Here is a 26,040-nt window from a genome sequence, read left to right as displayed (position 1 = left end):
ATGAGCCGGCTGTGGGGCGGCATCCACTTCCGCAAGGACAACGACGACGGCCTCAAGCTCGGTGAACGCATCGGCAAACACTGCGTGAGCGAGGCCAAGGCCAAGGGCTGGCTGCCGTAGCCGTCGCGGCTCCCGCTCCCCCTCGCGTCGCCCCGCCGTCCCGACGGCGGGGTTTGTTCTGTGCGGAGCCCCGCGCTGAAGCCGCCCCTTGACGATTTCTTTTTATTGCACAATTATTGCACTAATTAATACTTCCTTTGCGGCCCCTACGGTCCGCCCCCAGGGTTCGCCCACGCAGGCCTGATGCGCGTGCCGAAGGCCTCTTGGCCGAGACCGAAGCGCCGCACGCCTACGCCCAGGAGGCACACCGATGCGCATCATCATCAAGCTCAAGAGCACCGAAAGCGCCCACCATTACGTCACCACCAAGAATAAGAAGAATGATCCCGAGCGCCTCGAGCTGAAAAAATATGACCCGGTCGTGCGCCGGCACGTCATTTACAAGGAAGCAAAGTAGCCCCATTTTTGCAAAATTATTGCGATTAATATATCATCGCCTGAGCGTTCAAGCCTGTCTGCGGGAGCCCTTGCGATGACCATCCTGGTTTACAGTCTCGTCACGGCCGCATTGATGCTGGCCGGTGGTCTCTGGGTGGCCACGCGCCCTCAGGCCTGGTTGACGGAAGGGCGCCTGAGCCTGCTTGTGGCAGCCGGCACCGGGCTGTTGCTGGCGACCCTCGGGCTGGAAATGCTGCCGTCGGCCAGCGAGGCCCTCGGCCACCGCGCGTTCGTGTGGTTCCTGGCTGGCATCGGCATCGTATTGCTGCTCGAACATCACGCGGCCCCCTGGCTGGATCGCCTGCTGGCACCGCCCCGAAGCAGCTGCCAGCACGACCACTCGGTTAGCCACGAGGCCCACGCAGCCGACTGCGACGCCCATGCCCACGCCCACCACCACCATGTGGCCGGTTCCGCGGCCGCGCTTTCGACCACGCTGGCGCACAGCCACGGGCACCACGCGCACGGCCTGCTGAGCCACGGCACGGCCTGCACGGCGGTGGGCTGCCTGATCGTCTGCACCTTTTTCGATGGCCTCAGCCTGGCGGCAGGCTTCTCGACCAGCGCCCAGCTCGGCGCCCTGCTCGGGGCCGGGCTGTTGCTGCACCTGCTGCCGGAAGGCGTGGTGGCCGCCAGCGTGCTGCTGGCGGCCGGCGCCAGCCGGGCGGCGGCCCGTCGCGCCGCCACCGTCGTGGCCTGCGCCCTGCTTGGCGGGGTCCTGGTGGCCTCGGGCCTGGGAGGCGCCCTGGGCGGCTCGGCCACCGTGCTGGCCCTCGCCTCAGGGGTGATCGCCTACGTGGTGCTGGGGCAACTGGTGCCCGTGGCCCTGCGTGCGCCGGGCGGGCTCTGGCTGATGCTGGGGGTCACGGCAGCCCTGGCGCTGTTCGAGCACCTCTGGCCCCATTCCCACGCTTGAAAGGGACTCGTGGCCGGACAGCGCCAACGGGCCGAGCAGAGACGCTGCCCCCGCCCCCGAGGGGGCGCAGGCAGCGTCGCCGTTGTCAGGCCGCCCCGGCGATGCGGGCGGCTGCGTGCTGGGCCCCGACCAGGTTGCGGGCGATCGGGCCGATTTCCAGCTCTGCCAGCGGCCCCATCACGTGCAGCCGCGGGTGCCAGCGCAGCGCCCTGTCGACCAGCGGATAACCACAGGGCGCGAGCGGCAACGCATGTTCGCTGATGGCGCGGTGTAACAGCAGGCCGCCAGGACGCTCACCGGAAAAACCGGTCGCCAGGATCAGGCGATCCGCCAGCAGGCACTGCCCGTCCGCCAGCACGAGTTGCAGCCTGCCGGCCGCCCAGGAAGCCTCACGCACCCCGCCACATCGCTGGGTGAGGGCTCCGCTGGCTTGCAAGGCTTGAAACTCGGCCAGAATCTCCGACGGCACCGAACCGGGCCGGCGCGCCTCGCGAATCGCCTGACGCCGGTCCGCGGCATCGCGCAACTTGCGAAAAGGCTCCAACAGGCGCGGGGTGGACCAGCCCGGGTCGCTGTCGAGCAGGTGAACCCGAGGCGCATGGCGTGACAGCAGGGTGACCTGGCCGGGCTGCCGACGGGCCAGCGCCATCGCCAGCTGGTAGGCGGAGATCCCGCCGCCGAGGACCACCGCATGCTGCCAGGCGGGCAAGCGCTCCCGTCGGAAGTCGGGGGAAAAGACGTGCTGGATGGGCGCCCCTTGGGCCCGCAGGGCCATGGCCCAGACCGGCCAGACCGGATGCTCGCAGCCGCCGATCGCCAGCGCCACCCGGCGCGCCCGCAAGGTCCCCTGACGCGTCTCCACCTCCACATGGCCTGCCGCCAGCGTGAGGCCCAAGGCCTCGCCACGGCAACGCATCCCCAGCAACCGATGGTCCGCCATGACCTGACCGCAGTGGGCCGAAAACAAGGCCAGGGAGGGGCGCTTGTAGGGTTCCAGAAAGGCCCCCTCGGCCAGTTGCGGCACCTGCCCGAGAAAATACGGCAGGGCCATGGGGTCGGTGTCGAGGTGGTAGGGCGCCGGGGAACGCAAGTGGGTCATGCCCACATTCCGGGCACGCGCCGTCCAGCCCGCCAGGGGGGTGAGGTGGGGGTCCAGCACCCGCACCCGTTCGTGCGGGATCCCGACGTCGCGCGTCAGGACCAGCGACAGGTGGGTCCCATGCGGCCCCCCTCCGATGATCAGCCAGTCGAGCATGCGGAATCAGGCCGTCGCCGCAGCAGAGGGGGAGGGCCAGCTGGGAATGGGATCCGGGAACTCGCCCCAGGCCCCTGGGCCCGCGGCCAGCTCGTCATCCGTCAGCAAACAGCCATCCAGAAGCTCACGCAGGGCCGCTTCATCCATGTTGAGCCCGATGATGGCGATCTCCTGGCGGCGATCGCCCCAGGGCCCCTCGAACGAGGCCAGCATGGCCGCCCGCGTGTCGGGATCGTCGGGCCATTCGGCGGCGGGCACGGCCGCCCAGAACAGCCCTGCCGGCTTGAGCTGACAGGCCCCACCGGCCTGACTCCACATGCCCGCCACATCCGGACGGGTGGCCAGCCAGAAGAAGCCCTTGGAGCGGAAAACCCCAGACCACTGCTGATTGAGCGCCTCCCAGAAGCGGGCGGGATGCATGGGGCGGCGGGCCCGCCAGACGAACGAGCGGATGCCGTAGGTGTCACTCTCGGGCACCTCTTCCCCCCGCAAGGCCGACATCCAACCGGGCGCCGCAGCCGCCGCCTCGGGGTCAAAGCGGCGTGCATCCAGCACGAGCTCGAGCGGGACGCGACCCTGCTGAGCCGCCACGATGCTGGCCCGGGGGTTCAGCACCCGCAGGACGGCTTCCAGGCGCGCCACCTCCTCGGCCTCGACCAGATCGCTCTTGGAGATCACCAGCACGTCGGCAAATTCCACCTGATCGATCAGCAGGTCAACCACCGTCCGCTCATCGCTGTCATCCAGGGCCAACCCGCGCTCGCGCAGGTCCTCGGCAGCTTCGTAATCACTCAAAAAGCGGCTCGCATCCACCAGCGTGACCATCGTGTCGAGCCGGGCCACATCCGACAGCGATTGCCCGTCCGATTCGACGAACGCGAAGGTCTCGGCCACCGGCATCGGTTCCGAGATCCCCGTCGACTCGATCACCAGGTAGTCGAAGCGGCCGACCTCGGCCAGGCGGCGCACCTCGCGCAGCAGATCCTCGCGCAGGGTGCAACAGATGCACCCGTTGGTCAGCTCGACGAGTTTCTCATCGACCCGGTCCAGCGAGACCTCCCGCGCGATCAGGGCCGCGTCGATGTTGATCTCACTCATGTCGTTGACGATCACCGCGATGCGACGCCCCTGGCGATTCTCCAGCAAGTGCTTCAGCAGCGTCGTCTTGCCGGCCCCCAGGAAACCGGACAGGACGGTGACGGGGAGCAAAGAAGCCGGCGCGCTCACGACAGTTCGGCTCCGTAACGCTTCAGCGTGGCCGCCAAGCCGTGGCGCGAGATCGTCTTCATGACCTTGGTCGATACCCTCAGGCGCACCCAGCGGCCCTCCTCGGCGAACCAGAAGCGCTTGGTCTGCAGGTTCACCTGCTGCACCCGCTTGGTCTTGACCTGGGAATGGCTGACGTTGTGGGCGGTGTTGCGCCGCTTACCGGAAATGCTGCAAACACGTGACATGGGAGATTCCTCTCGATCGCAGGGGGGTCAGTGAAGTTCGACGGCCAGCGCCCGCGGGCCTCGTGGCGAACTGGCCTCCTCGAAACGCACGGCGGCACCGCGCCGCAGGCTTTCGAAGCCACCGGCCTGGACCTCGCGCGCATCGAAGAAGTAGGAGCGGCCATCGTTCCCCGTGATGAAGCCGAAGCCCCGGTCGGCGTTGAGCGAAGCGACCACGCCCTCGTGCATCATGCCGGTGCCATGGACCTCCGGACGAGGCCGGGGACGATCGCCCATGCCCCGACCACCACGCTCGAAGCCCCGGTCGCCGCCGCGCGGAGCCCCCTGGCCGTCTGGACCGAAGGGGCAACTGGCATAGCGTGAGGCCAAGCCCTGTTTCTTGGCGCGGCGCGCGCCGGCACAGCGCTTGGGCGCATTGAAACCCTTCTCGGCGAAGAAGGACGCCTCCTGAGCGGAAAAGCGAAAGGTCCCACCGCAAGCGTCACAGGGAAGGATCTGGTCTTGGAAGTCCATGGTACTTACTCTCTCGTTGAATCAAGGGCTCTCGTGGCGCGGGCAGCCGGGCGCCAGACCGGGTTCGCTCGGGAGTGCCAGGCGCATTCCCAGGGCAGAGACATCGTCGAAGCTGAAACTCCAGCGCCAGGCCACCCCGTCCGCCACGTGGGTGACGGAGAACGCATCGTCGACGACCTCGAGGACCTGTCCGACGAAACGCAGCTCGGGCTGGTCGCGCAGCAACACCGAGACGTGGGCGCCGGTGTCGAAGGCGTGGTGAACCTGGCCCCGCAAATACGCGCGCGGAGGACTCGCAGGGGAACTAGCCACGGGACACCTCCGCCGCGTGGCGTGCGCGCCGCCCGCACTGCTTCACCACCCAGAGGCGGGAACGGTCGTCGAGTTGCCGCCAGGCGCGGATCTCCTCGACCGTGCGAAAACAACCGGAACACCAACCAAAATACGGGTCACGCGCACAGCGATCGGTGCAAGGTGAAGGGACGTGGGGCATCGAATTCTCCTTGAAAGCCAGCTTATGGCGCGTCAGGCCGGCTGGTCCGAGGGCGCCAAGGCCGTGGGACGCCGCAAGTTCAGCCAGAGCACACCGGCTGCCATCAGGGTCACCAGCGCGGCGCCCAGAGCTGTCAGCCAGGCATCCGGCAAGGTCCAGTGAGGCCAGCAGGCCGACAGCGCCGTGTAGCCGACCACCGTGAACGAGACCGCCACCGTGAACCAGCCGACGGCACGGCGATACAGCTGGGCTCCCTCGGGTGACGCCGCGCTCAGAAAACGACACATCAAGCGGCCGTCGAGGGAGTCCGTCAGGACCATGCCCAGGGTGAAGGCCAGCCCGACGCCCAGCGCCCCCCAGACGCCCTGCTGGGCGCTCGCGGCATAGCCCCAGGCCGCGGCCTGGGTAGCCGTATCGAACACCAGTCCGAGCACGGCCCCCACGCCCAGCATGGCGAGCGGGTGAGTGCTTCCGCGCAAGGCTCGCGGCACCAGCCAGAGCCGTAGCGTGGCCGGCTGATAGCCACTGGGGCGCAGCAAGGCGCGCAGGTTGAGCAGGCCCAGCAGGCTGAGCAGCACGACCGGGGCCCATTCCAGCAGACCGGACCAGGGCGCCGGCACCGCATAGCGCGCCCCCAGCGCCCCGACCAGCACGGCAATCACCAGCACCACCCCCCCGTGCCCGAGGGCAAACAGGGTGCCGGCCCAGCGGGCCAGCGCGGGCCGCTCATCGAGCGCGCGGTAGGTCATCGCATCGACGGCCGCGATGTGGTCGGGGTCCAGGCCGTGGCGCAGCCCGAGCACGAAGGCGCCGGCCAGGCCCACGGTGGCGTGAGGATCGAGTGACATGGCTTCCTTCCTGGCTGTTTCAACGGGTCACGGCGAACGAGAGCAGACGCCCGCCCCGGCCGGCCGCCAGCAGAGAGCGCCCATCCGGGCGCCAGCGCAAGGCCGCCGCCGGCTCGCCCAGGGTCACGGCGGCCTGCAACTCCCGCCCGCGCAAATCCGGTCCGCGCATGGGCCGCCAGAGCATGACCTCGCCGTCTCGCGCGGCCGAGGCGAGCAGGTCGCCAGCCGGTTGGCAGTCGATCGCGGTGACAAAATCGGCATGAGCGTCCAGCACCAGCGGACGCGAACCGGCCGGGCCACGCCCGCGCATGTCCCACAGCGTCACGCTGGAGGCCCCGCCGGTGGCAATGAAGCGACTGCGCGGATCCCAGGCCAGCTCACGCACCTTGGTCGGGTAACCGGTCATCTCGAGGTCCGCCCCGCTCGCGGCATACCAGAGATGAACGGTGCCATCTTGATTGCCGGTGGCATAGAAACGGCCATCCGGGCTGACCGCCAGCGCCAGCAGCGAACCCTTGAACGACAAGTGACGCGGCTGCAAGTCCTCGGCGCCGCGCAGGCGCGCCCAGAGGCTGGGCGAGGCATTCGGCGAGGGCCAGACCGTCACTCCGCCGTAGGCGGCCACCGCAATCCCGGCCTCCTTCGGCAGCCAGGCGACGGCCGTGATGGTGGAGGCATGCGGGCCGAGCCGGCCCTGGCGGCGCGGTGACTCGCCCCGCAGGTCCCAGACCTCCAGGTGGCGACCGGAGGCCACCGCCAGCCAGGCCCCGTCCGGCGCCCAGGCCAGCGAGGAAACCCAAGCCTCGCCCTGCTCCAGCCCCGCCAGCGGCCGCGCGTCGCGCCCCCACAGCCGGACCCATCCATCCTGCCCGGCCGTCGCCAGGCGATCGCCCAACGGGCTCCAGGCCAGTGCCAGCAAGCCCTCGGCGTGGGCCGGCCGGACCTCGCCGACAAGACCCTCGGGGCCCCACTCCAGCCACTCACCGCCCACCAGCCCCAGCGCGCAGCGGGGCTCGCTGGGGTGCCAGGCGAGATCCTGAACCGCATCGGGGGCCTGAGCGGTGACGGCGGCCCCGAGCCAGCCGGGGGCGGCGCTCAGGCTCGGCATGCCAGAAACCCTTCCGTGAGCGCTTGCCGATCGAGGTTACGCCCGATGAAGACCAGCTGACTCTTGCGCGGCGCGTCTCCCCAAGGCTCCCCGGGCCGGCCGTCGAAGAGCATGTGAACGCCCTGAAAGACGAAGCGCCGGGCCTGCCCCGCGATGTGGAGCACCCCCTTGCTGCGGAAGATGTCCACCCCCCGTTCGCGTAGCAGGCTCCCCATCCAGGCGTTGAGCTTCTGGCTGTCGAGCGGCGCGTCGAGCTCCAGGCCCACCGAGCCGACGCTCTCATCGTGCTCGTGGTCCGGCGCATAGGCCCGTACGAAGGCCGGGGCAAGGGCGGTCCCGTCCGGGCCGCACAGGGCCAGGTCGAATTCCTCGGGACCATGCTGGCTGTAAAGCACGTAGGCACCGGGCGCCGGGATGTCGATCTGGTACACGTTGCGCTCAGCCTGCACATCCAGCGTCAGCGGGGGCGCATCGGGCTTCAGGGTGGCGCCGGGCAGCACCGACTCGGGATCCGCCGTGAAGCGAACCAGCGCGGCCTGCTCGACCGCAGCCAGCGCGTCCTCGCTGGCGGTCGGCAACGATTCGAGCAGCACGTCGATGCTGGGGTCCGGCCCCGCGGCCAGCACCAACTCGTGGCGACCGGCGGCCAGTTCATAGACGCTGGCGGCCTCGAACGGCCACTCCGGCTCCAGGAAGGTCGGCTTGATCGCGAGGGCACGATCCAGGTCAAACCCACCCACGCGAATGGCCGCCTCGATCGGGATCGCGGCGTGCGCCGCCCGTTCGATCCGGGCCACGGCGTTGATGCCGCGCAGCCGGGCTTCCAGCGCGTCGACCTCGTCCGGCGTGACCAGATCGGTCTTGTTGATCACGATCACATCGGCAAAGGCGACCTGCGCAAGGGCCTCGGCATCCGAATCGAGGTGCAGGCTCAGGTGATGGGCGTCCACCAGCGTGACGATGCCATCGAGTTGCAGGGATTCTTTCATCTCGTCGTCGACGAAGAAGGTCTGCGCCACCGGGGCCGGGTCGGCCAGACCGGTCGTCTCGATCACGATGTGGTCGAAGCGATCCTTGCGGCGCATCAGCTGACCGAGAATGCGAATCAGGTCCCCGCGCACGGTGCAGCAGATGCAGCCGTTGTTCATCTCGAAAATTTCTTCTTCCGCGTTGATCACGATCTGGTTGTCGATCCCGATCTCCCCGAATTCGTTCTCGATCACGGCGATGCGCAGCCCGTGCTCCTCGGTCAGGATGCGGTTGAGCAAGGTGGTCTTGCCAGCCCCGAGAAATCCTGTCAGAACGGTCACCGGTACCTTTTCCAGCGTGGTTGTCACGGTTGAATCTCCTGCTGAAGGCCCGCACGGAAGGCCGAGACCAGGTCGGTTTCGGTCACGGCGGTGGCGGGCTTGGCGATTTTGAGGAAGCGCCGGCCGCCCGAAGCGGGCGAAAGCACGACCAGGGTCTCGAGGTCGGGGCAATCGATCTCGCCGCAGCGCAATTCCGACACCGTGACCACATCCCGCAGGCCGGCCCCGAAGAGACGCTCGGCCCACCGCTTGATCTGGCGGGTGGCCTGCGCCGTCTCGTCCCCGGCGGGCGCAAAGGAGAACAGGTTGCCGAAATTCATGCGTTGCCCCTTATTTATTGCAAGATTATTGCAACAATTTCCCAGAAGGCTGTCAAGCCCAACGGGTCATATTTGACTGGAAAATCGATCAAATGCGCAGCTCTTGGCAATTTCCCACCGCCTTGACGGGACACACTTAACGCGTATATCTTGCAATTGCGACCCAGGCTGACAGACCCTGGGTCGCCCCCTCGGGTCCTCCGGGTACGGCACAGACCGCCCGCCGGCTCCAGCACGATGCCCACTCTGCGCAGGATCTGCCCGATGCCCTTCGTGACGCCGTGGCCATCAGCCACCCACTCAGCCGCGGAGGCCGCCCGGCAGCTCAAAGCGAGGCCCGGTGAGGCCTGGCTGCGTCAGCCGCCTGAGGAGCGCCAGCGCACGCTGGCGGAAGCCCTGTCGCCCTATCACCACGCGGCAGCTTGGGAAGTGGAATACTGCGTCGCGGCGCGTGCAACGCACTGGGCCGCCGAGCCGCTGGAGCAGGCCCTCGGACACGCACTGGTCGGCCTCGACCCGGCTGACAATCAGCGCCTCCGAGAGGTCCTCTGCGATGAGGCACTGGATCAAGCCGCCTGGCTCTATCAGCTGGCCTGCGAGTTCGGAATCGCCTGCGAAACCCTGAGACTGCGCTGGTCGGCGATCGCCCACCAGCCCTGCTGGAAATTCCACCGCGACACCATGCCCCTGCGCCTGGTCACCACCTATCGGGGCCCGACCACCCAGTGGACGAGCGACGAGGCGCTGCTCGGGCTCACCACGGCCGGGCCTGAGCACACGCTGAACGCGGCTGCGCCCGGGGCCGCGCTGGTCATGCCGGGCAAGCTGGCCCCCGCGCCACTCGCCCCGGGCGTGATCCACCGCTCGCCCCCGCTTGAGACGAGTGACGCCCGCCTGTTGCTGGTGGTCGACATGATGGCAACGGTCCCCTGAGCGAGCGGGCAGCCCGCTTCATCGCCTCCGCGCGACGCGTCGATGGGCGAAACGCAGCGTCGTGAGGTCCGCCGATCAGTCCAGGGCCTTGCGCCGATGGGCCTTGAAGAATTCCCACAGCCAGGCCGTCACATCAGGCCCCTTGGCATCCGCATAGGTGCCACCGGCGCGCCCCCCGCTCCAGGCGTGCCCGAGCCCGTTGACCTCGACGTGCTCGACCACGGGCTGCCCTTCGCGATCAGCATAGACCGTGCGCGTGTAGGGATAGCCCCCCTCCACCTGCCCGCTGCGGCGCGCGTCCGGGGTGCGATCGATGTCATCGTTGAGCAAGCCGTCACGGGCCCAGTCGTTCATGACCAGCAGCTGGCGCACCACCTGTTCGCCGTTGCGCGGGATCACGACCTCGTCCCGGCTGCCATGCACCACCATGGCCGGCACCACGCGCCGATGCAGCCCCATGGCCAGATAGGCCGCCCCGCCGGCCAGCAAGGGATCCGGCCCGCCCACCTTCATGGCCAGCTTGGCCGCCACCCAGTTGAGCGCCACGCCGTACTCCAGGCCGCTGTGAATGCCCACCGCGGCAAAGCGGTCCGGATACAGTGCCGCCATGACGGCCGCATAGGCCCCGCCGGCACTCAGGCCGGCCAGATAGGTCGCGCCGGGGTCGATCGCGTGGGCCTGGCGGATCCGATCGACCATGCCGACGATCGCCGCGGCCTCCCCCATTCCACGCAGCTGGTGGGGTGGATCGTAGAAGCGCCAGCAAGCCTTGGGCTGATCGGCCAGCGTCTGCTCCGGGTAGAGCACGTAGAAGCCCTCACGCGCGGCCAGCGCGTTCATGCCCGTGCCGGTCGCGAAATCGTCCGGATCCTGCGTGCAGCCGTGCAGCATGACCACCAGCGGCCGCGCGCCGCGCACGCCGCTCGGCGCGAACAGCTTGTAACGACGGCCGTCGAATTCCCCCCAGCGGAAGCTGCCGCGCGCCGCGGCCGCCACCATTTCCCCCGCAGGACGCGCGGGCGGCGCAGGCGAGGCCACCAGTCCACAGCCGGCCACGCCGACGCTCAACAAGACCAGACCCAGGGAAATGCGCAACGAACACCCTCCACCTGCATGGGGTCATCGCCGGAGCAGGCCGCCGAAATGGTTAAGACTAGTATAATATAAATTTAAATAATATCAAGACTGTTGAATTGACCTGCACCACCTCGAACCAACACGCCGACGGCGTGGGCCTTCGTCGCGCGGCCATTCCCGATCGAGCGACGCCCAACGGGGACCCAGGCAAGCGCCGCAATGCCGCACGAAAACGCCCGAAGCAAGTCGCTCCGGGCGTTCACCGTTCAAGCTCGGAGGCCGCCTCTCCGGCCGCCCCAGGTTCAGACCGTCGCGGCTGGTTCCGGCATGTTATCGAGCAGGGTCTGGATCTCGTCGCGATAGGCTTCGTAGTCGTCGATCTGCAGCGGCTCGTCGCCCGGTTCGAGATCCTCGTTCAGCGCCTCGGGGTTCTCCTCGAAGTGGGCGAGATCCGCTTCCACGTCTTCGAGGCGCTCCTGCAGCAGATCGCGCACGAGTTCGAGCTGTCGGTCGGTCAAATTCACGGAGTGATTCACGTTCGCCTTCTTTCCTGGCCAGGAGGACACGCGCGTATGCTACCACGCGCGCGCCCGATCGGGCGGCGCACGAGCGCCATGAGGGGCACCCGTTCACGGATGGCTGCCCCTGGCCCGCCGGGGCGCCGCCCTCCGAGCCAGGGCAAGCGCGTCACACCACGGCCACGAAAAAAGCCCCTGGCGTCTGTCAGACGCCAGGGGCCAGGGTTGAGCCGACGTGGTTACTTCACGCCCGTGTTGAACATCTGGATCTTCGCGGTGGAGCGGCTGTTCAGCCACACCCCTGCGGAGGGTTCGCCCGGCACCCACTTGGCCGCGGCCAGCGACTCCACCTTGGGGGCCATCTCGACGTTTTCAGGCTTGCCATTGGCATCCTGACGCTTCACCACGACCGAGGTGATCGTGAGCTTGCGCGCCGTGTCCTTGCCCGCCGGGGCGCTGAAGTTGTCCTGGATCTTGGCAAAGAACTCGAAGGGTTGCGTCCAGTTCTCGGCCTTGACCGTGACATCCTGTCCGGCGACGTTCTTGAAGCTGGCCGCCGCAGTGCCCACCACCAGCTGGGGCACCTTCTCGCCTGGCAGGGCGCCTGCCACGTTCTCGTTGGCCGGGATGATCTCCTTGGCGATCTGCTCCTCACCGTCGTCGATCTTGAACTTCAGCTCGACTTGGTCGTTCGACTTGAAGACCGTGTCCTCACCCCAGAGCTGGATCTGAACCTTGGGGCTGTAGCGCGGCAGGTAGACGACGATCGGGTTGGCCTCGTTGTCCTTTTCATCGGGCAGGTTGCCGACCTTCTTTTCGCCCACGATCAGGCCCGAAGGCTTGTTCCGCGGTTCGTTATAGTAGGGCGTGATGTTGTAGATCGTCTTGAGTTGCTCGAAGGCCATGCCACGTGAATCGACCGGCCGGATGCGGCCGCCGACCGTGACCTCGCCGCCGGCCTGACCTTCCAGGCCCTTGAAGTCGATGAAGGGGCCAGAATCGGTTCCGGAGCTGACGGCCACGGTATTGTGGACCCCCGATACGTCCGACTTCCAGACGCACTTGGCCCAGACCTTCTTGTAGGCCGAGGTGTCGCAAGCGCTGTCGAGCTTGCGATAGTTGTCGACCACCGCCAGCAGGTCCGCCGGGGGGCGCTTGATCTTGCCGGCCGCGGGGTGGGGCGTGCCCGCCCGGGAGTCCGGCATGCCATTGGCGTCCACCATGTTGCTCGGGTAGCTGTAATCCGAGGGGAAGCGCGTCGTCACGACGTGGTTGAACATGGCCAGGGACTTGGCGACGGCGCCGCTGTCCGGGCAGCCGGCGTCGGCGAAGTCGCAGTTCTGCTGGTGGGTGACCGGGTTGAAGCTGCTCTTGCCCGTCGCCACCTTCCACTTGCCGTCGGCCCCGATCGAGCCGGCGTCCAGTTCGATCGGGTTGCCGTTGGCGTCCTTGGTCTTGATCTTGGTCAGATCGAGCGGCTTGAAGCGGTCTTGGGCCGCTTCCTCATCCGTCAGGTACTCCTGAATCGAGCCGATTTTCAGGTCTTCGAAGGTCTGGAAGCCATCCAGGTGGTCCTGACCCTCTGCGCCCATCAGCTTGTAACCCGTGTTCGACATCGGGCCTTGCGGCGTGAACCAGGTCACCGGGAAGGTGGTCGGATCGGCCCGTTCCACCGTGGTGAAGTAAGGGGCGTTGGTCTTGATCGCGGGGGCCTTGTCCGCCGTCTGCGGGCCGTCGATCGACATCGTCAGCATCCACTTGCCGTTTTCCTGCTTCAGGTTGTAGTTGTTCGGGTCAAATTTCGGGTCGCGCTTCTTGAGCTCTTCGATAAACTTGTCCTCGACCGGCCCGGTGATCTTGATCGACTGGTCGGTCGCCACCTGCGCGCCGCCCATCTCCATCCAGAAGGACATGCCAGGAACCTTTTGGGGCAGCACGGGGCGCTCGCTGTTGTCGATCCGGCGGATGCGCAGCTGGCCATCGCCCGTCAACGCGCCCGGCGGGATCACGATGTTCATCCCGTCGATCGTGCCGGTGTAACCCGCCACCTTGGAGACGGCCACGGGCGTCACGTCCTTGAGGGCCTGAATCGCCGTGAGCTCACCCTTGTGCGAAAGGCCGTGTTCCGCTCCCGGGCCGTGGCTATGTCCGTCCTGCTTGGCCGTGGCGGTGCTTCCGGCGGTCTTGCTGCCAGCCGCCCCGCTGCCGCTGCCGCTGCCAGCGGCGGTAGGGTTGGTGACGCGGTCATAGACGGTGGCGGCTCCACCGTCGGCAGCGCCGGCGCCGCCCGGGCCACCGCCCAGGTTCTTTTGACCTGAGGTCGGCAGGGCGTTGGGGTTGGGCGCACAACCGGCCACCATGAGGACCAGCAGGGTGCGCGCAACCAGCGGATGGGATGACGAACGTCTCACGGAAGCAGTCCTCCAAAAATGGATCGCGGGGGCCCGAGGGCCACAGCGAGGGTGACCGTTGGCAGGTGTGACCAGACGGCCACGAGTTTTGAATACCCCAGGCTGCCCCCCGTAAACCCCCAACGCAGGCAAAAGACCACCGGAATTGACACCTTAATTTAATCAAAACCTGCGGCGTGATTGGCCCCCTTGTCCAGTCATCCGGAACTGGAGAAGGCTGCGAGCCGCCACGGCAAAGCCCCACCGCCCAGAGGGCGATGGGGCTCGCATTCAGCTCCGTGCGCGCTATTTGACCGTGGTGTTGTACATCTCGATCCAGGTCACGTAGCGGCCATTCAGCCAGACCCCCGAGAACTTGTCGCCAGCCTTGGGAATCCACTTGGCCTTGGCCAGGGACTCCTGCTTGGGGGCGATCTCCAGGTTTTCAGGGTTCCCGTTGGCATCCTGGCGTCGGACCGAAACGGAGGTGATCTCCAACTTGCGGGAGAGGTCCTTGCCGGCCGGTTCATTGAAATTGTCCAGGATCTTGGCGTAGAAATTGAAGGGTTGGGCCCATTGCCCCGCCTTCACGGCCACATCCTGCCCGTACACCTTGAGCGTGGTGTTACTGGTGCCGACCACCAGCTGCGGCACCTTTTCGCCAGGCAAGGCGCTCGCCACGTTCTCGTTGGCCGGAATGATCTCCTTGGCGGTCTGCTCGGGGCCCCCGTCGATCCGGAACTTCAACTCCACCTGATCGTTGGCCTTGAACCTGATGCCTTCGCCGTACAGCTGCACCGACACCTTCGGGCTGTAACGCGGGATATAAGCCGTGATCGGATTGGCTTCGTTGTCCTTCACCTCCGGCAAGTTGCCGACGTTCTTGAAGCCCACGATCAGGCCCGAGGGGAGGTTGCGCGGCTCGTTGTAATAGCCCGTGATGTTGTAGATCGACTTGAGCTGCTCGAACGCCATGCCGCGCGAATCGACGGGTCGCTTGCGGCCGCCCACCGTCACCTCGCCCCCGGCCTGGCCTTCCAGCCCCTTGAAATCGATGAAAGGGCCGCACTCGGCACACGAAGACTTCACCGCCGGCGTGTTGTTCACGCTGGCCACGTCCGACTTCCAGATCGCCTTGGCCCAGACCTTGGTGTAGGCACTGGTGTCGCAGGCGCTCCCCAGTTCCCGGTAGTTGTCGACCACCGCCATGAGGTCCGCCGGTGGCTTTTTGGGCTGGCCGGCCGCCGGATGCGGCTGCCCGGCCTTCGGGTCGGTCTTGCCCTCGGCATCCACCAGGTTCTCAGGATATTTCAGGTCGGCCGGGAAACGCGAAGTGACGACGTGATTGAACATGGCCAGAGACTTGGCGATGGCCCCACTGTCCGGGCAACCCGCGTCGGCGAAGTCGCAGTTCTGCTGGTGGGTGACCGGGTTGAAGCTCTGGGTCCCCGTGGCGACCTTCCAGCGACCCGTTTTGGGGTCGATCGCACCGGCGTCCAGCACGATCACGTTGCCATTGGCGTCCTTGGTCTTGATCTTGGTCAGATCCAGGGGCTGATAGCGGGTCGAACTCGCCTCCGCATCCGTCAGCCACTCCTGGATGGAGTCGATCTTGAGGTCTTCGAAGGTCTGGAAACCGTCCAGGTGATCCTGGCCTTCCGCGCCCATCAGCTTGTAACCCGTGTTGCTGATTGGACCCTCCGGCGTCAGCCAGGTGACCGGAAAGCTGGTCGGGTCGGCTTGCTCGACCGTGGTGAAGTACGGCGCCTTGGTTTTGATGGCAGGGGGCGTGTCGGCCGTCTGAGGGCCGTCGATCGACATCGTCAGCAGCCACCTGCCGTCTTCTTGCTTGAGGTTGTAGTGATTCGGATCGAAATTCGGATCGCGCTTCTTGAGCTCCTCGATGAACTTGTCCTCGACCGGTCCCGTGATCTTGATCGAACGGTCGATCGCCACCTGGGCGCCGCCCATCTCCATCCAGAACGACATCCCGGGAATCTTCTTGGGCAAGACCGGGCGTTCACTGTTGTCGATTCGGCGGATGCGCAGTTGCGCGTCTTCCGTGAGCGCTTCGGGCGGGATCACGACGTTCAGGCCATCAATCGTGCCGGTGTAACCGGCCACCCGGGACACCGCGATGGGTGTCACGTTCTTCAACGCCTCGATGGCGGTGATCTCACCTTCCCTGTGCGAGAGCCCATGCGGCGCCCCGAAGGGCCCCTTGGCCCCCTCGAGGGGTTGGGCATTGGCCTGCGCCGTGGGCTGCTGCGCCGCCACGCCAGCCGGCGCGGTGGGCTGGCCCGCTTCGCTGGAGGCCTTGGCCCCCGCGCTCCCGGGCGCCCGGCCACCGAGGCTGCTGGACAGCTGGCCCTGGTCCTGAGTGGGCAGCGGATTGGTCGGCGCACAGCCGGCCACCAGCAACAACAGCAAGGAGCGCGCAATGAGGGGACGGGCTGAGGCTGATCTCACGGGTACAATCCTTCCGAGTCACACCGGGGCGACATGGCCCCGACGGGGTCACCCATTCTGCACGCATGGGTTGGGCTGGCCGACTGTTCGATTGATACCCCTGCTTCAGGCGTGTAAACGCTGGCCACAAGAAACCGTTGATGAGATGCAGCCGCAGAAAACCCAGCGTTTGAGGATGAACACCCGCGTGGTGCTGGTGACGCCCTCACTTCCCGAAAATGTGGGTGCGGTCGCCCGGGCCATGGGCCATTTCGGCCTGGGCCAGCTGGTGGTGACCGGGGAACTGGACCCCTGCGATCCGCGCGCCCGCACCCTGGCGGCAGGCCATGACGCCATTCTGGAGCGGGCCCGGCGATCGCCGGATCTCGACGCCGCCGTGGCGGGCTGCGGGCTGGTGGTCGGCACCACGGCACGCCCCCAGGACGGCGTCGCGCGCCAGGTCATCACGCCCGAGCAGGCAGCCTGCATCGCGGCCGACCACGCCGAGGTCAGCGAGGTGGCCCTGGTCTTCGGCCCCGAGAAACGGGGCCTGAGCAACGCCGAATTGCTGCGCTGCGACCAGCTGGTCAGCATCGACGGAGAGCCCGGGACCTGCCTCAACCTGGCTCAGGCCGCGGCGGTGCTGGGCCACGCCTGGCGCCAGGCCAGCCAGCCGGGCGAGGTCCGCCTCACCCGGCTCGCCCTCGAAACCGGCCTCCCGGACCTCGCACCGCAGCTGCTGGACTGGCTCGCGCAGCGAGGCCTGGTCAAGGCCCGCGAACGAGAGGGCAAGTTGCACACCCTGCGCCGCGTGCTGTCGCGGGCGACCCTCTCGGCGGATGAGGCCGCCATGCTCCAGGCCTGGCTTCAGGCGTTGAAGCACCGAGCACCCGGGCCCTAGACGCAACGCCCCGCGACGCCAGCGGGCCCGGGTGGTCCCACGCCCCCGCATTAACCAAATCATAATGTAAAAAACACCTTAACTTAAGAACACGCACGCGCCTGCCCCCCGATAACCCGTTGGACCCCCCAACCATGCAGGCCCTGATGCTGCGCGACTCCCTCCCCCCCGTCTCTCTTGGCCACCTTCGGGCGCCCCTCACGGCGCCCCCGACGCCCCCTGGCGAACGCCCGGTCGGCGTGACGCCGGCGCGCGTGCTGGCGCGGTCCACCCCCGGCGTACCGGAACGCGAGTTTCGCGGCAGCTGGATGGCGACGGTCAAGAACATCGATTGGCCGAGCCGTCCCGGGATGCGCACGGCCGACATGAAGGCCGAGCTACAGGCCATGCTGGACCAGGCCCAGGCCCTGAAACTGAATGCGGTGATCATGCAGGTGCGACCGGCGGCCGATGCGCTGTATCAATCGCGCCTGGAGCCCTGGAGCGAATTCCTGACCGGCAGCCAGGGACAAGCCCCGGACGACGGTTTCGACCCTCTGGCTTATGCCGTCGAGCAGGCCCACCTGCGCGGACTGGAACTGCATGCCTGGTTCAACCCCTTCCGGGCACGCCTGCTCAATCCGGACGGCTCGGCCCCGCCCACCGCCGCCAACCACATCACGCGCACCCAGCCCCAGTGGGTCCGCCGCTACGGGGCTTACCAATGGCTCGACCCGGGTGAGGCGGGGGTGCAGGACCACGCCATGCGCGTGATCCGCGACGTGGTGAAACGCTACGACCTGGACGGCGTTCACATCGACGACTATTTCTATCCCTATCCGGTGCAGGGCAAGGACGGCAAGGACCAGCCGTTTCCGGATGAGCCGAGCTGGCAGCAATACCTCAAGAGCGGCGGCACCTTGAGTCGAGACGACTGGCGTCGCGACAACGTCGATCGCTTCGTGGCGCGCCTGTATCGCGAGGTTCGCGAGGAAAAGCCACACGTCAAGGTGGGCATCAGCCCCTTCGGCATCTGGAAACCCGGTTACCCACCGGGCATCAAGGGCATGGACCCCACCGAAAAGCTCTACGCCGATGCGCGCAAATGGCTCCACGCCGGCTGGCTCGACTACATGCTGCCCCAGCTGTACTGGCCGATCGAGCAAGCGGCCCAGAGCTTTCCCAAGCTGCTGGCCTGGTGGAGCGAGCAGAACCTGAAGGGTCGCCACATGTGGGCCGGGATGTACACCAGCAAGGTGGCGGATGGCAGTCCCAGCGCCTGGAAAGCCGACCAGATTCGACGTCAGATCGACCTGAGTCGCACCACGCCGGGGGTGAGCGGTCACGCACACTACTCCTTGCGTCCGCTGCTGTCGGGCCGTGGCGGCCTGGCGTCGCAGTTGAAAGCTGAAACCTATCCGCGCCCCGCGCTGGTGCCCGCCTCGCCCTGGCTGGACGCGAACGGCGCCCCGCCGGCGCCGCCCGAGCTGAGACTGGGCAGCCAGACCCGCAGCGGTGGACGCCTGGTGAGCTGGCGCGCGGCGGATGATGAGGCCGTCTCCCACTGGATCGTGGCGCGGCGGGAAGGCGAGGTCTGGCGAACGGAGATTCTGCCGGGCTACCGTCGCTTCACGAGCGTGCCGCCAAACGTCGACGCACTCTCCGTGGCCGCGGTGGATCGCGCCGGGGTGGCAGGCCCGCCGGTGTCGGTCGGCATCAACTGACCCGGGCCCCGCCGGGCAGCTTGGAAGGGCGGGGAAAAGCCCTCCTGGGCCATTTGCCCCCTCTTGAAGGGGGTGCTACCATGACCGAGCCATGACCACCATTCCTGTGACCTCCCTGGCGATAGACGGCGGTGCGCCCATACGCACGACGCCGCTGCCGCCTTGGCCTTACTTCGGCCCGGAAGACGTGGCCGCCGTCTCGGCGGTGCTGGCGTCCGGCAAGGTCAACTACTGGACCGGGGAAGAAGGACGGCAGTTCGAAGCCGAGTTCGCAGAGGCCTTTCAGGTGCCGCATGCGATTGCCATGTCGAATGGCACCACGGCCCTGGAACTGGCCCTGTACGCGCTCGATATCGGCCCAGGGGATGAGGTCATCACCACCACGCGGACCTTCATCGCGTCCGCCAGCTCGGTGGTCGTCCGGGGCGCCCGTCCCGTGCTCGCCGATGTTGATCGCGACAGCCAGAACCTCACGGCCGCGACCGTCGCCCCCCTGATCACCCCACGCACGCGGGCCGTGATCGCGGTGCATCTGGCGGGTTGGCCCGTCGACATGGCGCCGTTGCTGGAATTGTGCCGGGCGCGCGGCATTCATGTGATCGAAGATTGTGCCCAGGCGCAGGGCGCTTACTACCACGGCCGACCGGTCGGCTCGCTGGGGGATCTGGGGGCCTTCTCGTTCTGTCAGGACAAGATCTTCACCACCGGGGGGGAAGGGGGCATGCTCACGCTCCAGGACGAGGCCCTGTGGAACCGGGCCTGGAGTTTCAAGGACCACGGCAAGAGCCACGAGGCCATGTTCAAGCGCCAGCACCCGCCGGGCTTTCGCTGGGTGCACGAATCGTTCGGCACCAACATGCGCATGACGGAAATGCAATCGGCGCTCGGCCGCCTGGCCCTGCGCCGCTTGCCCGAGATGATCACCGTGCGACGCGCCCACGCAGACCGCCTGAGGGCCTGTTGCGACCAGTTTGCCGCCCTGCGTGTGCCAGCCCCCCCGGCCGAGGTCTATCACGCCTACTACAAGTTCTATGCCTTCGTCAGGCCAGAGCGCCTGAAACCCGACTGGAATCGCGACCGCATCATGGCCGCCATCGCAGCCGAAGGCATTCCGTGTCTGTCCGGAAGCTGCAGCGAGATCTACCTCGAAAAGGCCTTCCCGCCCGAATGGCGCCCCGCGGAACGCCTGCCGGTGGCCCGGGAATTGGGCGAAACCTCCCTGATGTTCCTGGTTCACCCCACCCTGAGAGAAGCCGACATCCAGGACATGTGCGACGCCATCGAGAAAGTCATGAGCGCGGCCAGCCTGCCCTGAGGGCCGCGACCAGTCAACCTGCTCAGCCGTGCAGCAAGCGGGGCACGGCCGCGACCACCTGGTCGAGGTGGTTGTGGACGTAGGTTTCGGTGGCCAGCGTGGTGGCCTTGAGCACCACCAGCGGCACCCAGGTTTCGAACAGCGCCATATCGAGCGTATCCGGCGCCTCCAGCATGCCCTGCAGGTACTCGAAGCGCTCGCTGTCGAGCGGGGCCAGCACGTTGTGCGGGTGCAGATAGGCCGCCAGGCAGGCCTGGCGGGAGGCCCTGAAGTCAGGCTCCGCTCGCATCAGGTGGCGCGCCAGACGCTCGAGCAGGTAGGCGTAATCGCGACCGCAAGAAGCCAGCACCTGAGCCACCGGCTCGGGCGGCCAGGCCTGGATTTCTCCCGGGTCGATCAGTGGTTGCTCCGCCGCCAGCGACACGCCTCACTCCCTGCCTGCATCCGGTCACGCCCCCGTCGAGCGAATGCACCCTCCCCAGTTTATCTCGAACGCATCACGCCGGAGATTAAGCGAAATTAAATCCCCTTCAGAATTTTGACCTTGATTTAAGGATTCTTTCATCCATTCCTTATCGAATCCAGGGTTCATGCCGCGACAAGAGCGTTGTGGTGGCAGCCGGGCTGCCGGGTGAGTCGAGAGGGTGTCGGGAGCAAGATTCATGAATGCAGGACAGTCTCGCTTGATGCAGTATCACGTCACCAGCGCGTCGGTGGCCCGTCCCGCCGGCGTCGCCTGGCCGCCCGCGGCCACCCCGCCCTTGGTCGCGCCCCCTGGCATGGCCTGGCCGCCAGGCGCCCCTCCCTCTTTCGCTCCGCCCCCCGGTAACGTCCAGCCTCCGATGACGCCAACTGCTGCTCAGGGCCCCCATTCCCAGGATGCCCTTGCCAGCACGCTGGTGGCCTTGCACCAGCGCATCGCAGAATTGCAAGCCGCGCTGGCAAACGCCAGCACGCCGAGCCCTGCGCCGGCCCCATCCAGCTGGCCCAGCTGGCGCACCCCGCCCTTCGCGCCGCCCACCGCCGTCAGCACCCCGCCGGCGCCAAGCCCGTATTCTCTGCCCCCCTCCAGCGCCCCTTACGATGCCCGCTGGGGCGCCTGGCCAGCCCAGCCCCAGGGCCAGCAGGTGGCAACCCAGGTCAACCAGGTGGCGAACCAGGTGGGTTACTCGATCCAGAGCATCGGCCAGAACGTCGAGCAACTGGCGCGCACGCTCCAGGGCGTGTTCGGCCGCCGCTGATCGCGGCGGTCAGGGTAGCGAAGCGGGCCCGGCCCACCTGGAACGTCGCGATACGCCTGGTTCAGGAGCAGGCTCGTCGCCGGCTGCGCCGCCCCTGACGGGCGCGAAAAAACCGCAACAAGGGCTTCAGGCACCCCTGGTCCGTCACCAGCGCCAGGTGGTCGCAGCCGAGTCGCTGGAAGAAGGCCACACTGGCCGCGAGATGGGCGGCCACCGTGACCTGGTACGCCTCGCGCGCAGCCGGGTCGGAGGTGTCGACCACCGCCACCTGACCCGTCTCGGGATCCCGCAAGCGCACCAGGCCCACCTCCGGCAGCTGCCGCTCGCGCGGGTCCAGGACACTCACCGGGACCAGGTCATGGCGGGTGGCCAGCAGGCGCAAGGGACGCTCATAGCCATCGGACAGGAAATCCGAGATGAAGAACACCACGCAGCGACGCGGCAGCCGCATCAGCACGGGGACCACGACATCATAGCGAGTCCCTGGCCCCTCCGGATGAACCTCCAGCACCTGACGGATCAGGCGGTGGATGTGGCCACGGCCCTTGTGCGGCGGCAGGTAGAGCGCCACGCGGTCGGAAAACAGGCACAGGCCCACCGGATCCTGATTGCGCAGGGCGCTCCCCGCGATCGTCGCCACCAGTTCGGCAGCCAGTTCTCGCTTGCGCTGCGCCCCGGAGCCGAATTCGGCGCTGGCGGAGACGTCGACCACCAGCAGGATGGTGAGCTCCCGCTCCTCCGCAAACGTTTTCACATAAGGGCGGTCCATGCGGGCCGTGACGTTCCAATCGATTCGCCGCGGATCGTCGCCGGCCTGGTACTCCCGCACCTCGTCGAATTCGATGCCCTGCCCCTTGAAGACGCTCTCGTAGGCACCGCCGAGGTGCTCCTGGACCAGCCGGGCGGCGCGCAGTTCCAGGCGACGCACGCGTCGCGTGAGCGCCTCCGTCGGATCGTCGGGGGCCTCCTCGAGGCCAGGCCGCGCCAGCCCGTCAAGCCAGCCTGTGATCCACGACCACACCGGTTCAAGGCACCTTGATGCCAGCCAGCAAGGTGCGCACGACCTCGTCGACCGTCACGTCATCGGCCTCCGCCTCATAAGACAGCAGCAGGCGATGCCGCAAGACATCCGGGGCGATCGCCTTGACATCTTCCGGCAGCACGTAAGCGCGCCGCTTCAGGAAGGCGTGCGCCTTGGCCGCCAGCGTGAGGAAAATACTGGCCCGCGGACCTGCCCCGAAGGCGATCAGCGGCGCCAGTTCGGCCAGCCCGTGGTCGGCCGGTTGGCGGGAGGCGAACACCAGCTCCACGATGTACTGCTTGATCTTGTCCGCCACGTGGATGTCCGCCACCAGGCGACGCGCCTCGCCAATCAGCTCCAGTGAAGTCAACTTGCGGACCGAGGGCCGCTGGCCCCCGGTCATGCGGTCGATGATGTCCAGTTCTTCCGACTTGGTGGGGTATCCCACGCGCACCTTGAGCATGAAGCGGTCGAGCTGGGCTTCGGGAAGCGGATAGGTGCCCTCCTGCTCAATCGGGTTCTGCGTCGCCAGCACCAGAAACGGATGCGGCAACGGCAGCGACTCGCCGGCAATCGTGACCTGACGTTCCTGCATGGCTTCCAGCAGGGCGCTCTGGACCTTGGCCGGGGCGCGGTTGATCTCGTCGGCCAGCACGAGGTTGGCGAAAATCGGTCCCCGCCGCGTCGTGAAACTGGCGTGGCGCGCGTCGTAGATGCTGGTGCCGATCAGGTCGGCGGGGAGCAAGTCGGGCGTGAACTGCACGCGGCTGAAACGAGCCTGCAGCACCTCGGCCAGGGTGTTGATCGAGAGCGTCTTGGCCAATCCCGGGACGCCCTCGAGCAGGATGTGGCCGTCCGCCAGCAAGGCGATCATCAGGCGATCGAGCAGGGCGTTTTGCCCGACAATCACCTGCCGCACCTCGGCCAGCACGTCATTGATCCGATCGGCCGCCACCCGGATCCGTTCGGCGGCTTCCGCCATCGGCGAGTCAGCTGGGGTTGGCCCCACAGGGTGTCCTCCAATACAGGTCGAGCGCCGCCATTGTAACATCCCAACCGCCGCGCCCACGGCGATCGCCCGGCACTCACCTGGCCGTCAGCAATGAAGATTTAACAGGGATTTCATTCAAGGCCGGCACGCCCGCCTCCGATCGTGGGGAAGGTGTGACATGAGACACGTGAATGCAAGCGGAGGTTTTTTGATGCGTCGTTACCGGATTCTGGGTCTGCTCGCCCTGAGCGTTTCACTGGCCGCTTGTCAGTTCACCCTGTCGCCCCTGCAGCTGAACCAGGGAGGCACTCCCCCGCAAGGCGGCGGGTTGATCAGCAACCAGGACGCGGGCCTGATCAGCAACCTCAGCGGCGTGGTCCGCGCGCCCGCGGGCTACGCGGGCGTGGGCGGCGACCCGTTCAGCACCAGCCAGAACCTGATTGGCCTGGACGCAGCCACGCTGGTCGGCATGGACGGGGCCTCCCTGCGGGGCACCCGCCAGTTGCTTCAAGCCGAGGCCGGCGAGGAGGCGCCGCTGGCCAACACCACCGTGATGCTGACGGATGCGGCCGGGACGCCACTGCCAGGCATCCCCGCGACCGTGACGGACGCCCGCGGCAACTTCACCTTTCCGCGCGTGCCGGATGGCTACACCCTCGTCGTGATGGCGGCCATCAAGCGCGACGGCAAGGTAGCCTACATGAAGAGCCTGGCCCAGGCCGGCCAGGGCGGTGCCGAGATCGACTCGGCCACCACCCTCACCACCGCCGCCCTGCTCGAGGATGGCAGCGCGGGCCGGCTGTTCGGCAAGGTCGATCTGGCCAGCTTCAAGCGCATCAAGGAAAAGGTGAAGGCGCAGCTCCGCAAGGAGGGTCGGCCCGACCTGACCGATGCCAGGGCCATTCAGGCCCGCGCCGCGAAGCTCAAGGACGACCCCGAAATCAAGCGCGACCTGGAGGATGCCAAGGCAGCCTTGAAAAACGCCAAACGGGATGACAAGTCGCTCGAAGACCTCAGTCGCAAGGTCGAAGCGGAAGATTTGCGCCAGGCCAAGCCCGCCGAACGCCCCATGACGTGCCTCGAAAGCTTCAAGCAACGCGACCTGGATGGGGACGGCGCGGTCACCTACGAGGAAATGCTGAAATTCGCCAGGAGCCAGACGCGGGAACCTCAGGCAGGCCCCCCCGGCGAACCTCAGGAAAAACCCGGCGCCGTGACCGACGTGCCCCCGCAGAACGCCCCCACGCGTCGCCTGGCAGGCGCTCCGGTCCAGGTGCAACAGATGGTGGAGCAAGACGCGCCAGCGGTCACGACGGCGCTACCGCCCGTCGGGGACCAGCGCCCGGGCACGCCGGAAGGCCTCGAAGCGAGGGTGAAGCGCGAGTTCATCGCCCGTGACAAGAACGGCGACGGTCGCATCACGCCGGAAGAAGTCTGCGAGGAGATGCCGATCAAGCCGCCGGCCCCGCTGACGTGCGAGGAAAAGTTCAAGACGCTGGACCGCGATCGAGACGGTCGCCTGTCGGTGGAGGAACTGTTCGACGACTTCACGCCCCAACTGGGGCCAGACGGCCGACCCATGCTGGGACGCCCCAACCCGAAATCGAAGCTGGAAGGCCTGGACCTGAACGGCGACGGGTTCGTAGACCTCAAGGAATTCTGCCGTCCCGCCGACGAACCAAACCCGGAACCCCTGCCGGAGGATTGCGCCGGCCGTTTCAAACAGCTGGATCAAGACCAGAACGGGGGCCTGAGTTTCGAGGAACTCTTGCAGGGGGCAACACGTGCCGCCATCAATGCCGATGAGAAGGAACGGATCTACGAGCAGACCAAACTGAACTTCACCAAGTGGGACGCGGATAACGACGGCAGGCTATCGCCGAAGGAATACTGCGAGCCGGGCCTGGCCCCGGACCCGGCGCCGCCCTGCCCGGACGTGTACCGGAAACAGGACGCGGACGGCGACGGCGCGCTCAGCTTCCAGGAGATGTTGCTGGCCGCCGGTCACGAACGCGCCCAAGGCCAGGAGCGGGAGGCAATCTACAGCAAGGTCAAGACGCGCTTCCAGGCGCTGGACCGCAACCAGGACATGAAGGTCAGCCTCGCGGAATTCTGCGGGGAGGTGACGCTGCCCGGCAATCCCTGCGACGACCGCTTCAAGAAGCTGGACCGCGACGCCGATGGACGTCTCTCGGTGACGGAACTGTTCGAGGGCTTCGAACCAATCACCACCGCGGATGGGCGCATGACCACGATCGGACGCCCCAACCCGGAGGCGCAGCTGAAGGCCATGGACCTGAACGGGGACGGCTTCGTGGACCGCAAGGAATACGGCATCGGCTCGTGTGAGGAAGGTGATGCCATCCGGCCCACGCCCACCCCTGCCCCCACGGCCAGGCCGACCCCGGCCCCCAGCATCAAGCCGAGCCCCGTGCCGACCAGCCTCTCTCTCACCTGCGATGAGCGCTTCAAGCGAGCGGCCGGCTCGGATGGCTTGCTGGGACCGGACGAGGTGGCGGTCTTCGAGTGGAACAGGGAGATGTTCATCAAGTACGACCTGAACAAGGACAACCGGATCGACCGCAAGGAATTTGGCCAGGTGTTCTGTCAGGAGAGCCCCACCGGTACGGTCTCCAGAACCACCACGACCAGCAACGGCACCACCACCACGACGACCACCACCATTTCAGGGGGCAGCACCACCGTGCTCCGGTGATGACGGGCTGC

General features: G+C 67.1%; 25 protein-coding genes. 8 read left to right on the top strand and 17 right to left on the bottom strand.

The genetic code is table 11. The annotated features are described in order from the left end of the window. The first annotated feature begins 370 nt into the window (after window positions 1-370). Together rpmG and VKP62_13480 are read left to right on the top strand one after the other, a co-directional pair. Window positions 371-517, top strand: a complete 147-nt coding sequence (gene rpmG / locus VKP62_13485) for a 50S ribosomal protein L33 (protein ID MEB3198207.1) — start codon at window positions 371-373, stop codon at window positions 515-517. 75 nt (window positions 518-592) lie between these two features. After that, window positions 593-1,474 carry a ZIP family metal transporter gene (locus VKP62_13480; protein MEB3198206.1) on the top strand — a complete coding sequence of 294 codons (882 nt, stop codon included), beginning with the start codon at window positions 593-595 and terminating at the stop codon, window positions 1,472-1,474. 85 nt (window positions 1,475-1,559) lie between these two features. Here the strand turns inward: VKP62_13480 and VKP62_13475 are convergent, their stop codons facing one another. The 10 genes from VKP62_13475 to VKP62_13430 are packed head-to-tail and all read right to left on the bottom strand — an operon-like array spanning window position 1,560 to window position 8,775. Next, window positions 1,560-2,729 (bottom strand): FAD/NAD(P)-binding protein, encoded by a 1,170-nt coding sequence (locus VKP62_13475; protein ID MEB3198205.1) that lies wholly within the window; start codon window positions 2,727-2,729, stop codon window positions 1,560-1,562. 6 nt (window positions 2,730-2,735) lie between these two features. Continuing rightward, the gene (gene zigA, locus VKP62_13470; protein MEB3198204.1) at window positions 2,736-3,956 is read right to left on the bottom strand and encodes a zinc metallochaperone GTPase ZigA; all 1,221 of its coding nucleotides are present in this window, start codon (window positions 3,954-3,956) and stop codon (window positions 2,736-2,738) included. Next, window positions 3,953-4,183, bottom strand: coding sequence for a 50S ribosomal protein L28 (rpmB, locus tag VKP62_13465; protein MEB3198203.1), 231 nt, complete (start codon window positions 4,181-4,183; stop codon window positions 3,953-3,955). The genes zigA and rpmB overlap by 4 nt, the downstream gene beginning before the upstream one ends. 27 nt (window positions 4,184-4,210) lie before the next feature. Then, window positions 4,211-4,696 carry a cold shock domain-containing protein gene (locus VKP62_13460; protein MEB3198202.1) on the bottom strand — a complete coding sequence of 162 codons (486 nt, stop codon included), beginning with the start codon at window positions 4,694-4,696 and terminating at the stop codon, window positions 4,211-4,213. A 21-nt stretch (window positions 4,697-4,717) separates the two neighbouring features. Then, window positions 4,718-5,008: a hypothetical protein gene (locus VKP62_13455; protein ID MEB3198201.1), complete on the bottom strand. Its 291-nt coding sequence runs from the start codon at window positions 5,006-5,008 to the stop codon at window positions 4,718-4,720. Continuing rightward, window positions 5,001-5,189, bottom strand: coding sequence for a DUF1289 domain-containing protein (locus VKP62_13450; protein ID MEB3198200.1), 189 nt, complete (start codon window positions 5,187-5,189; stop codon window positions 5,001-5,003). Before VKP62_13450 ends, VKP62_13455 begins: the two co-directional genes overlap by 8 nt. Window positions 5,190-5,221: 32 nt before the next feature. Beyond that, on the bottom strand, window positions 5,222-6,037 hold the full coding sequence (locus tag VKP62_13445) for a nickel permease (protein ID MEB3198199.1): 816 nt from the start codon (window positions 6,035-6,037) through the stop codon (window positions 5,222-5,224). A 19-nt stretch (window positions 6,038-6,056) separates the two neighbouring features. Then, complete coding sequence (locus tag VKP62_13440) at window positions 6,057-7,145, bottom strand: WD40 repeat domain-containing protein (GenBank protein ID MEB3198198.1); 1,089 nt, start codon at window positions 7,143-7,145, stop codon at window positions 6,057-6,059. Beyond that, window positions 7,133-8,482, bottom strand: a complete 1,350-nt coding sequence (locus VKP62_13435) for a GTP-binding protein (protein ID MEB3198197.1) — start codon at window positions 8,480-8,482, stop codon at window positions 7,133-7,135. The genes VKP62_13440 and VKP62_13435 overlap by 13 nt, the downstream gene beginning before the upstream one ends. Continuing rightward, window positions 8,479-8,775: a hypothetical protein gene (locus tag VKP62_13430; GenBank protein MEB3198196.1), complete on the bottom strand. Its 297-nt coding sequence runs from the start codon at window positions 8,773-8,775 to the stop codon at window positions 8,479-8,481. Before VKP62_13430 ends, VKP62_13435 begins: the two co-directional genes overlap by 4 nt. Window positions 8,776-9,039: 264 nt before the next feature. Here VKP62_13430 and VKP62_13425 point away from each other — a divergent pair, with 264 nt between their 5' ends. Further along, window positions 9,040-9,708 carry a DUF1826 domain-containing protein gene (locus VKP62_13425; protein ID MEB3198195.1) on the top strand — a complete coding sequence of 223 codons (669 nt, stop codon included), beginning with the start codon at window positions 9,040-9,042 and terminating at the stop codon, window positions 9,706-9,708. Between the two features lie 75 nt (window positions 9,709-9,783). Here the strand turns inward: VKP62_13425 and VKP62_13420 are convergent, their stop codons facing one another. From VKP62_13420 to VKP62_13405, 4 genes are all read right to left on the bottom strand, one after another. Continuing rightward, entirely contained in the window at window positions 9,784-10,803 is a 1,020-nt protein-coding gene (locus tag VKP62_13420; protein MEB3198194.1) for a PHB depolymerase family esterase, read from the bottom strand. A gap of 284 nt (window positions 10,804-11,087) precedes the next feature. Next, window positions 11,088-11,321, bottom strand: coding sequence for a hypothetical protein (locus VKP62_13415; GenBank protein MEB3198193.1), 234 nt, complete (start codon window positions 11,319-11,321; stop codon window positions 11,088-11,090). 221 nt (window positions 11,322-11,542) lie between these two features. Beyond that, complete coding sequence (locus VKP62_13410) at window positions 11,543-13,714, bottom strand: hypothetical protein (protein ID MEB3198192.1); 2,172 nt, start codon at window positions 13,712-13,714, stop codon at window positions 11,543-11,545. Window positions 13,715-13,999: 285 nt separating this feature from the next. Further along, window positions 14,000-16,162, bottom strand: coding sequence for a hypothetical protein (locus tag VKP62_13405; protein ID MEB3198191.1), 2,163 nt, complete (start codon window positions 16,160-16,162; stop codon window positions 14,000-14,002). 145 nt (window positions 16,163-16,307) lie between these two features. Here VKP62_13405 and VKP62_13400 point away from each other — a divergent pair, with 145 nt between their 5' ends. From VKP62_13400 to VKP62_13390, 3 genes are all read left to right on the top strand, one after another. Continuing rightward, on the top strand, window positions 16,308-17,042 hold the full coding sequence (locus tag VKP62_13400) for a TrmH family RNA methyltransferase (GenBank protein ID MEB3198190.1): 735 nt from the start codon (window positions 16,308-16,310) through the stop codon (window positions 17,040-17,042). A 134-nt stretch (window positions 17,043-17,176) separates the two neighbouring features. Continuing rightward, on the top strand, window positions 17,177-18,745 hold the full coding sequence (locus VKP62_13395) for a family 10 glycosylhydrolase (GenBank protein MEB3198189.1): 1,569 nt from the start codon (window positions 17,177-17,179) through the stop codon (window positions 18,743-18,745). A gap of 91 nt (window positions 18,746-18,836) precedes the next feature. Next, entirely contained in the window at window positions 18,837-20,060 is a 1,224-nt protein-coding gene (locus VKP62_13390; GenBank protein ID MEB3198188.1) for a DegT/DnrJ/EryC1/StrS aminotransferase family protein, read from the top strand. Between the two features lie 22 nt (window positions 20,061-20,082). Here VKP62_13390 and VKP62_13385 read toward each other — a convergent pair whose 3' ends face one another. Then, entirely contained in the window at window positions 20,083-20,484 is a 402-nt protein-coding gene (locus tag VKP62_13385; GenBank protein MEB3198187.1) for a hypothetical protein, read from the bottom strand. Between the two features lie 238 nt (window positions 20,485-20,722). On the opposite strand from VKP62_13385, the gene VKP62_13380 reads away from it, so the two are divergent. Next, window positions 20,723-21,301, top strand: coding sequence for a hypothetical protein (locus VKP62_13380; GenBank protein ID MEB3198186.1), 579 nt, complete (start codon window positions 20,723-20,725; stop codon window positions 21,299-21,301). Window positions 21,302-21,362: 61 nt separating this feature from the next. Here VKP62_13380 and VKP62_13375 read toward each other — a convergent pair whose 3' ends face one another. Together VKP62_13375 and VKP62_13370 are read right to left on the bottom strand one after the other, a co-directional pair. Then, on the bottom strand, window positions 21,363-22,322 hold the full coding sequence (locus VKP62_13375; GenBank protein ID MEB3198185.1) for a DUF58 domain-containing protein: 960 nt from the start codon (window positions 22,320-22,322) through the stop codon (window positions 21,363-21,365). Window positions 22,323-22,326: 4 nt separating this feature from the next. Continuing rightward, window positions 22,327-23,304 (bottom strand): AAA family ATPase, encoded by a 978-nt coding sequence (locus VKP62_13370; protein ID MEB3198184.1) that lies wholly within the window; start codon window positions 23,302-23,304, stop codon window positions 22,327-22,329. 220 nt (window positions 23,305-23,524) lie between these two features. Between VKP62_13370 and VKP62_13365 the strand changes: the two genes are divergently transcribed. Next, window positions 23,525-26,029, top strand: a complete 2,505-nt coding sequence (locus VKP62_13365; protein MEB3198183.1) for a hypothetical protein — start codon at window positions 23,525-23,527, stop codon at window positions 26,027-26,029. Window positions 26,030-26,040: the final 11 nt, after the last annotated feature.

It is taken from the genome of Candidatus Sericytochromatia bacterium (assembly GCA_035285325.1).
Classification (GTDB): domain Bacteria; phylum Cyanobacteriota; class Sericytochromatia; order S15B-MN24; family JAQBPE01; genus JAYKJB01.
The sequence above is the reverse complement of the archived record's forward strand: the minus strand, read 5'-3'. Positions and strand labels throughout refer to the sequence as shown.

Excerpts from the sequence above, each read along its gene's own strand:
- VKP62_13450 (MEB3198200.1), bottom strand. The coding sequence starts at position 5,189 with ATGCCCCACGTCCCTTCACCTTGCACCGATCGCTGTGCGCGTGACCCG.
- VKP62_13475 (MEB3198205.1), bottom strand. The coding sequence starts at position 2,729 with ATGCTCGACTGGCTGATCATCGGAGGGGGGCCGCATGGGACCCACCTG.
- VKP62_13380 (MEB3198186.1), top strand. The coding sequence starts at position 20,723 with ATGAATGCAGGACAGTCTCGCTTGATGCAGTATCACGTCACCAGCGCG.
- VKP62_13430 (MEB3198196.1), bottom strand. The coding sequence starts at position 8,775 with ATGAATTTCGGCAACCTGTTCTCCTTTGCGCCCGCCGGGGACGAGACG.
- VKP62_13390 (MEB3198188.1), top strand. The coding sequence starts at position 18,837 with ATGACCACCATTCCTGTGACCTCCCTGGCGATAGACGGCGGTGCGCCC.
- rpmG (MEB3198207.1), top strand. The coding sequence starts at position 371 with ATGCGCATCATCATCAAGCTCAAGAGCACCGAAAGCGCCCACCATTAC.
- VKP62_13460 (MEB3198202.1), bottom strand. The coding sequence starts at position 4,696 with ATGGACTTCCAAGACCAGATCCTTCCCTGTGACGCTTGCGGTGGGACC.
- VKP62_13400 (MEB3198190.1), top strand. The coding sequence starts at position 16,308 with ATGCAGCCGCAGAAAACCCAGCGTTTGAGGATGAACACCCGCGTGGTG.
- VKP62_13365 (MEB3198183.1), top strand. The coding sequence starts at position 23,525 with ATGCGTCGTTACCGGATTCTGGGTCTGCTCGCCCTGAGCGTTTCACTG.
- VKP62_13445 (MEB3198199.1), bottom strand. The coding sequence starts at position 6,037 with ATGTCACTCGATCCTCACGCCACCGTGGGCCTGGCCGGCGCCTTCGTG.
- VKP62_13440 (MEB3198198.1), bottom strand. The coding sequence starts at position 7,145 with ATGCCGAGCCTGAGCGCCGCCCCCGGCTGGCTCGGGGCCGCCGTCACC.
- VKP62_13370 (MEB3198184.1), bottom strand. The coding sequence starts at position 23,304 with ATGGCGGAAGCCGCCGAACGGATCCGGGTGGCGGCCGATCGGATCAAT.
- VKP62_13480 (MEB3198206.1), top strand. The coding sequence starts at position 593 with ATGACCATCCTGGTTTACAGTCTCGTCACGGCCGCATTGATGCTGGCC.
- VKP62_13425 (MEB3198195.1), top strand. The coding sequence starts at position 9,040 with ATGCCCTTCGTGACGCCGTGGCCATCAGCCACCCACTCAGCCGCGGAG.
- rpmB (MEB3198203.1), bottom strand. The coding sequence starts at position 4,183 with ATGTCACGTGTTTGCAGCATTTCCGGTAAGCGGCGCAACACCGCCCAC.
- VKP62_13395 (MEB3198189.1), top strand. The coding sequence starts at position 17,177 with ATGCAGGCCCTGATGCTGCGCGACTCCCTCCCCCCCGTCTCTCTTGGC.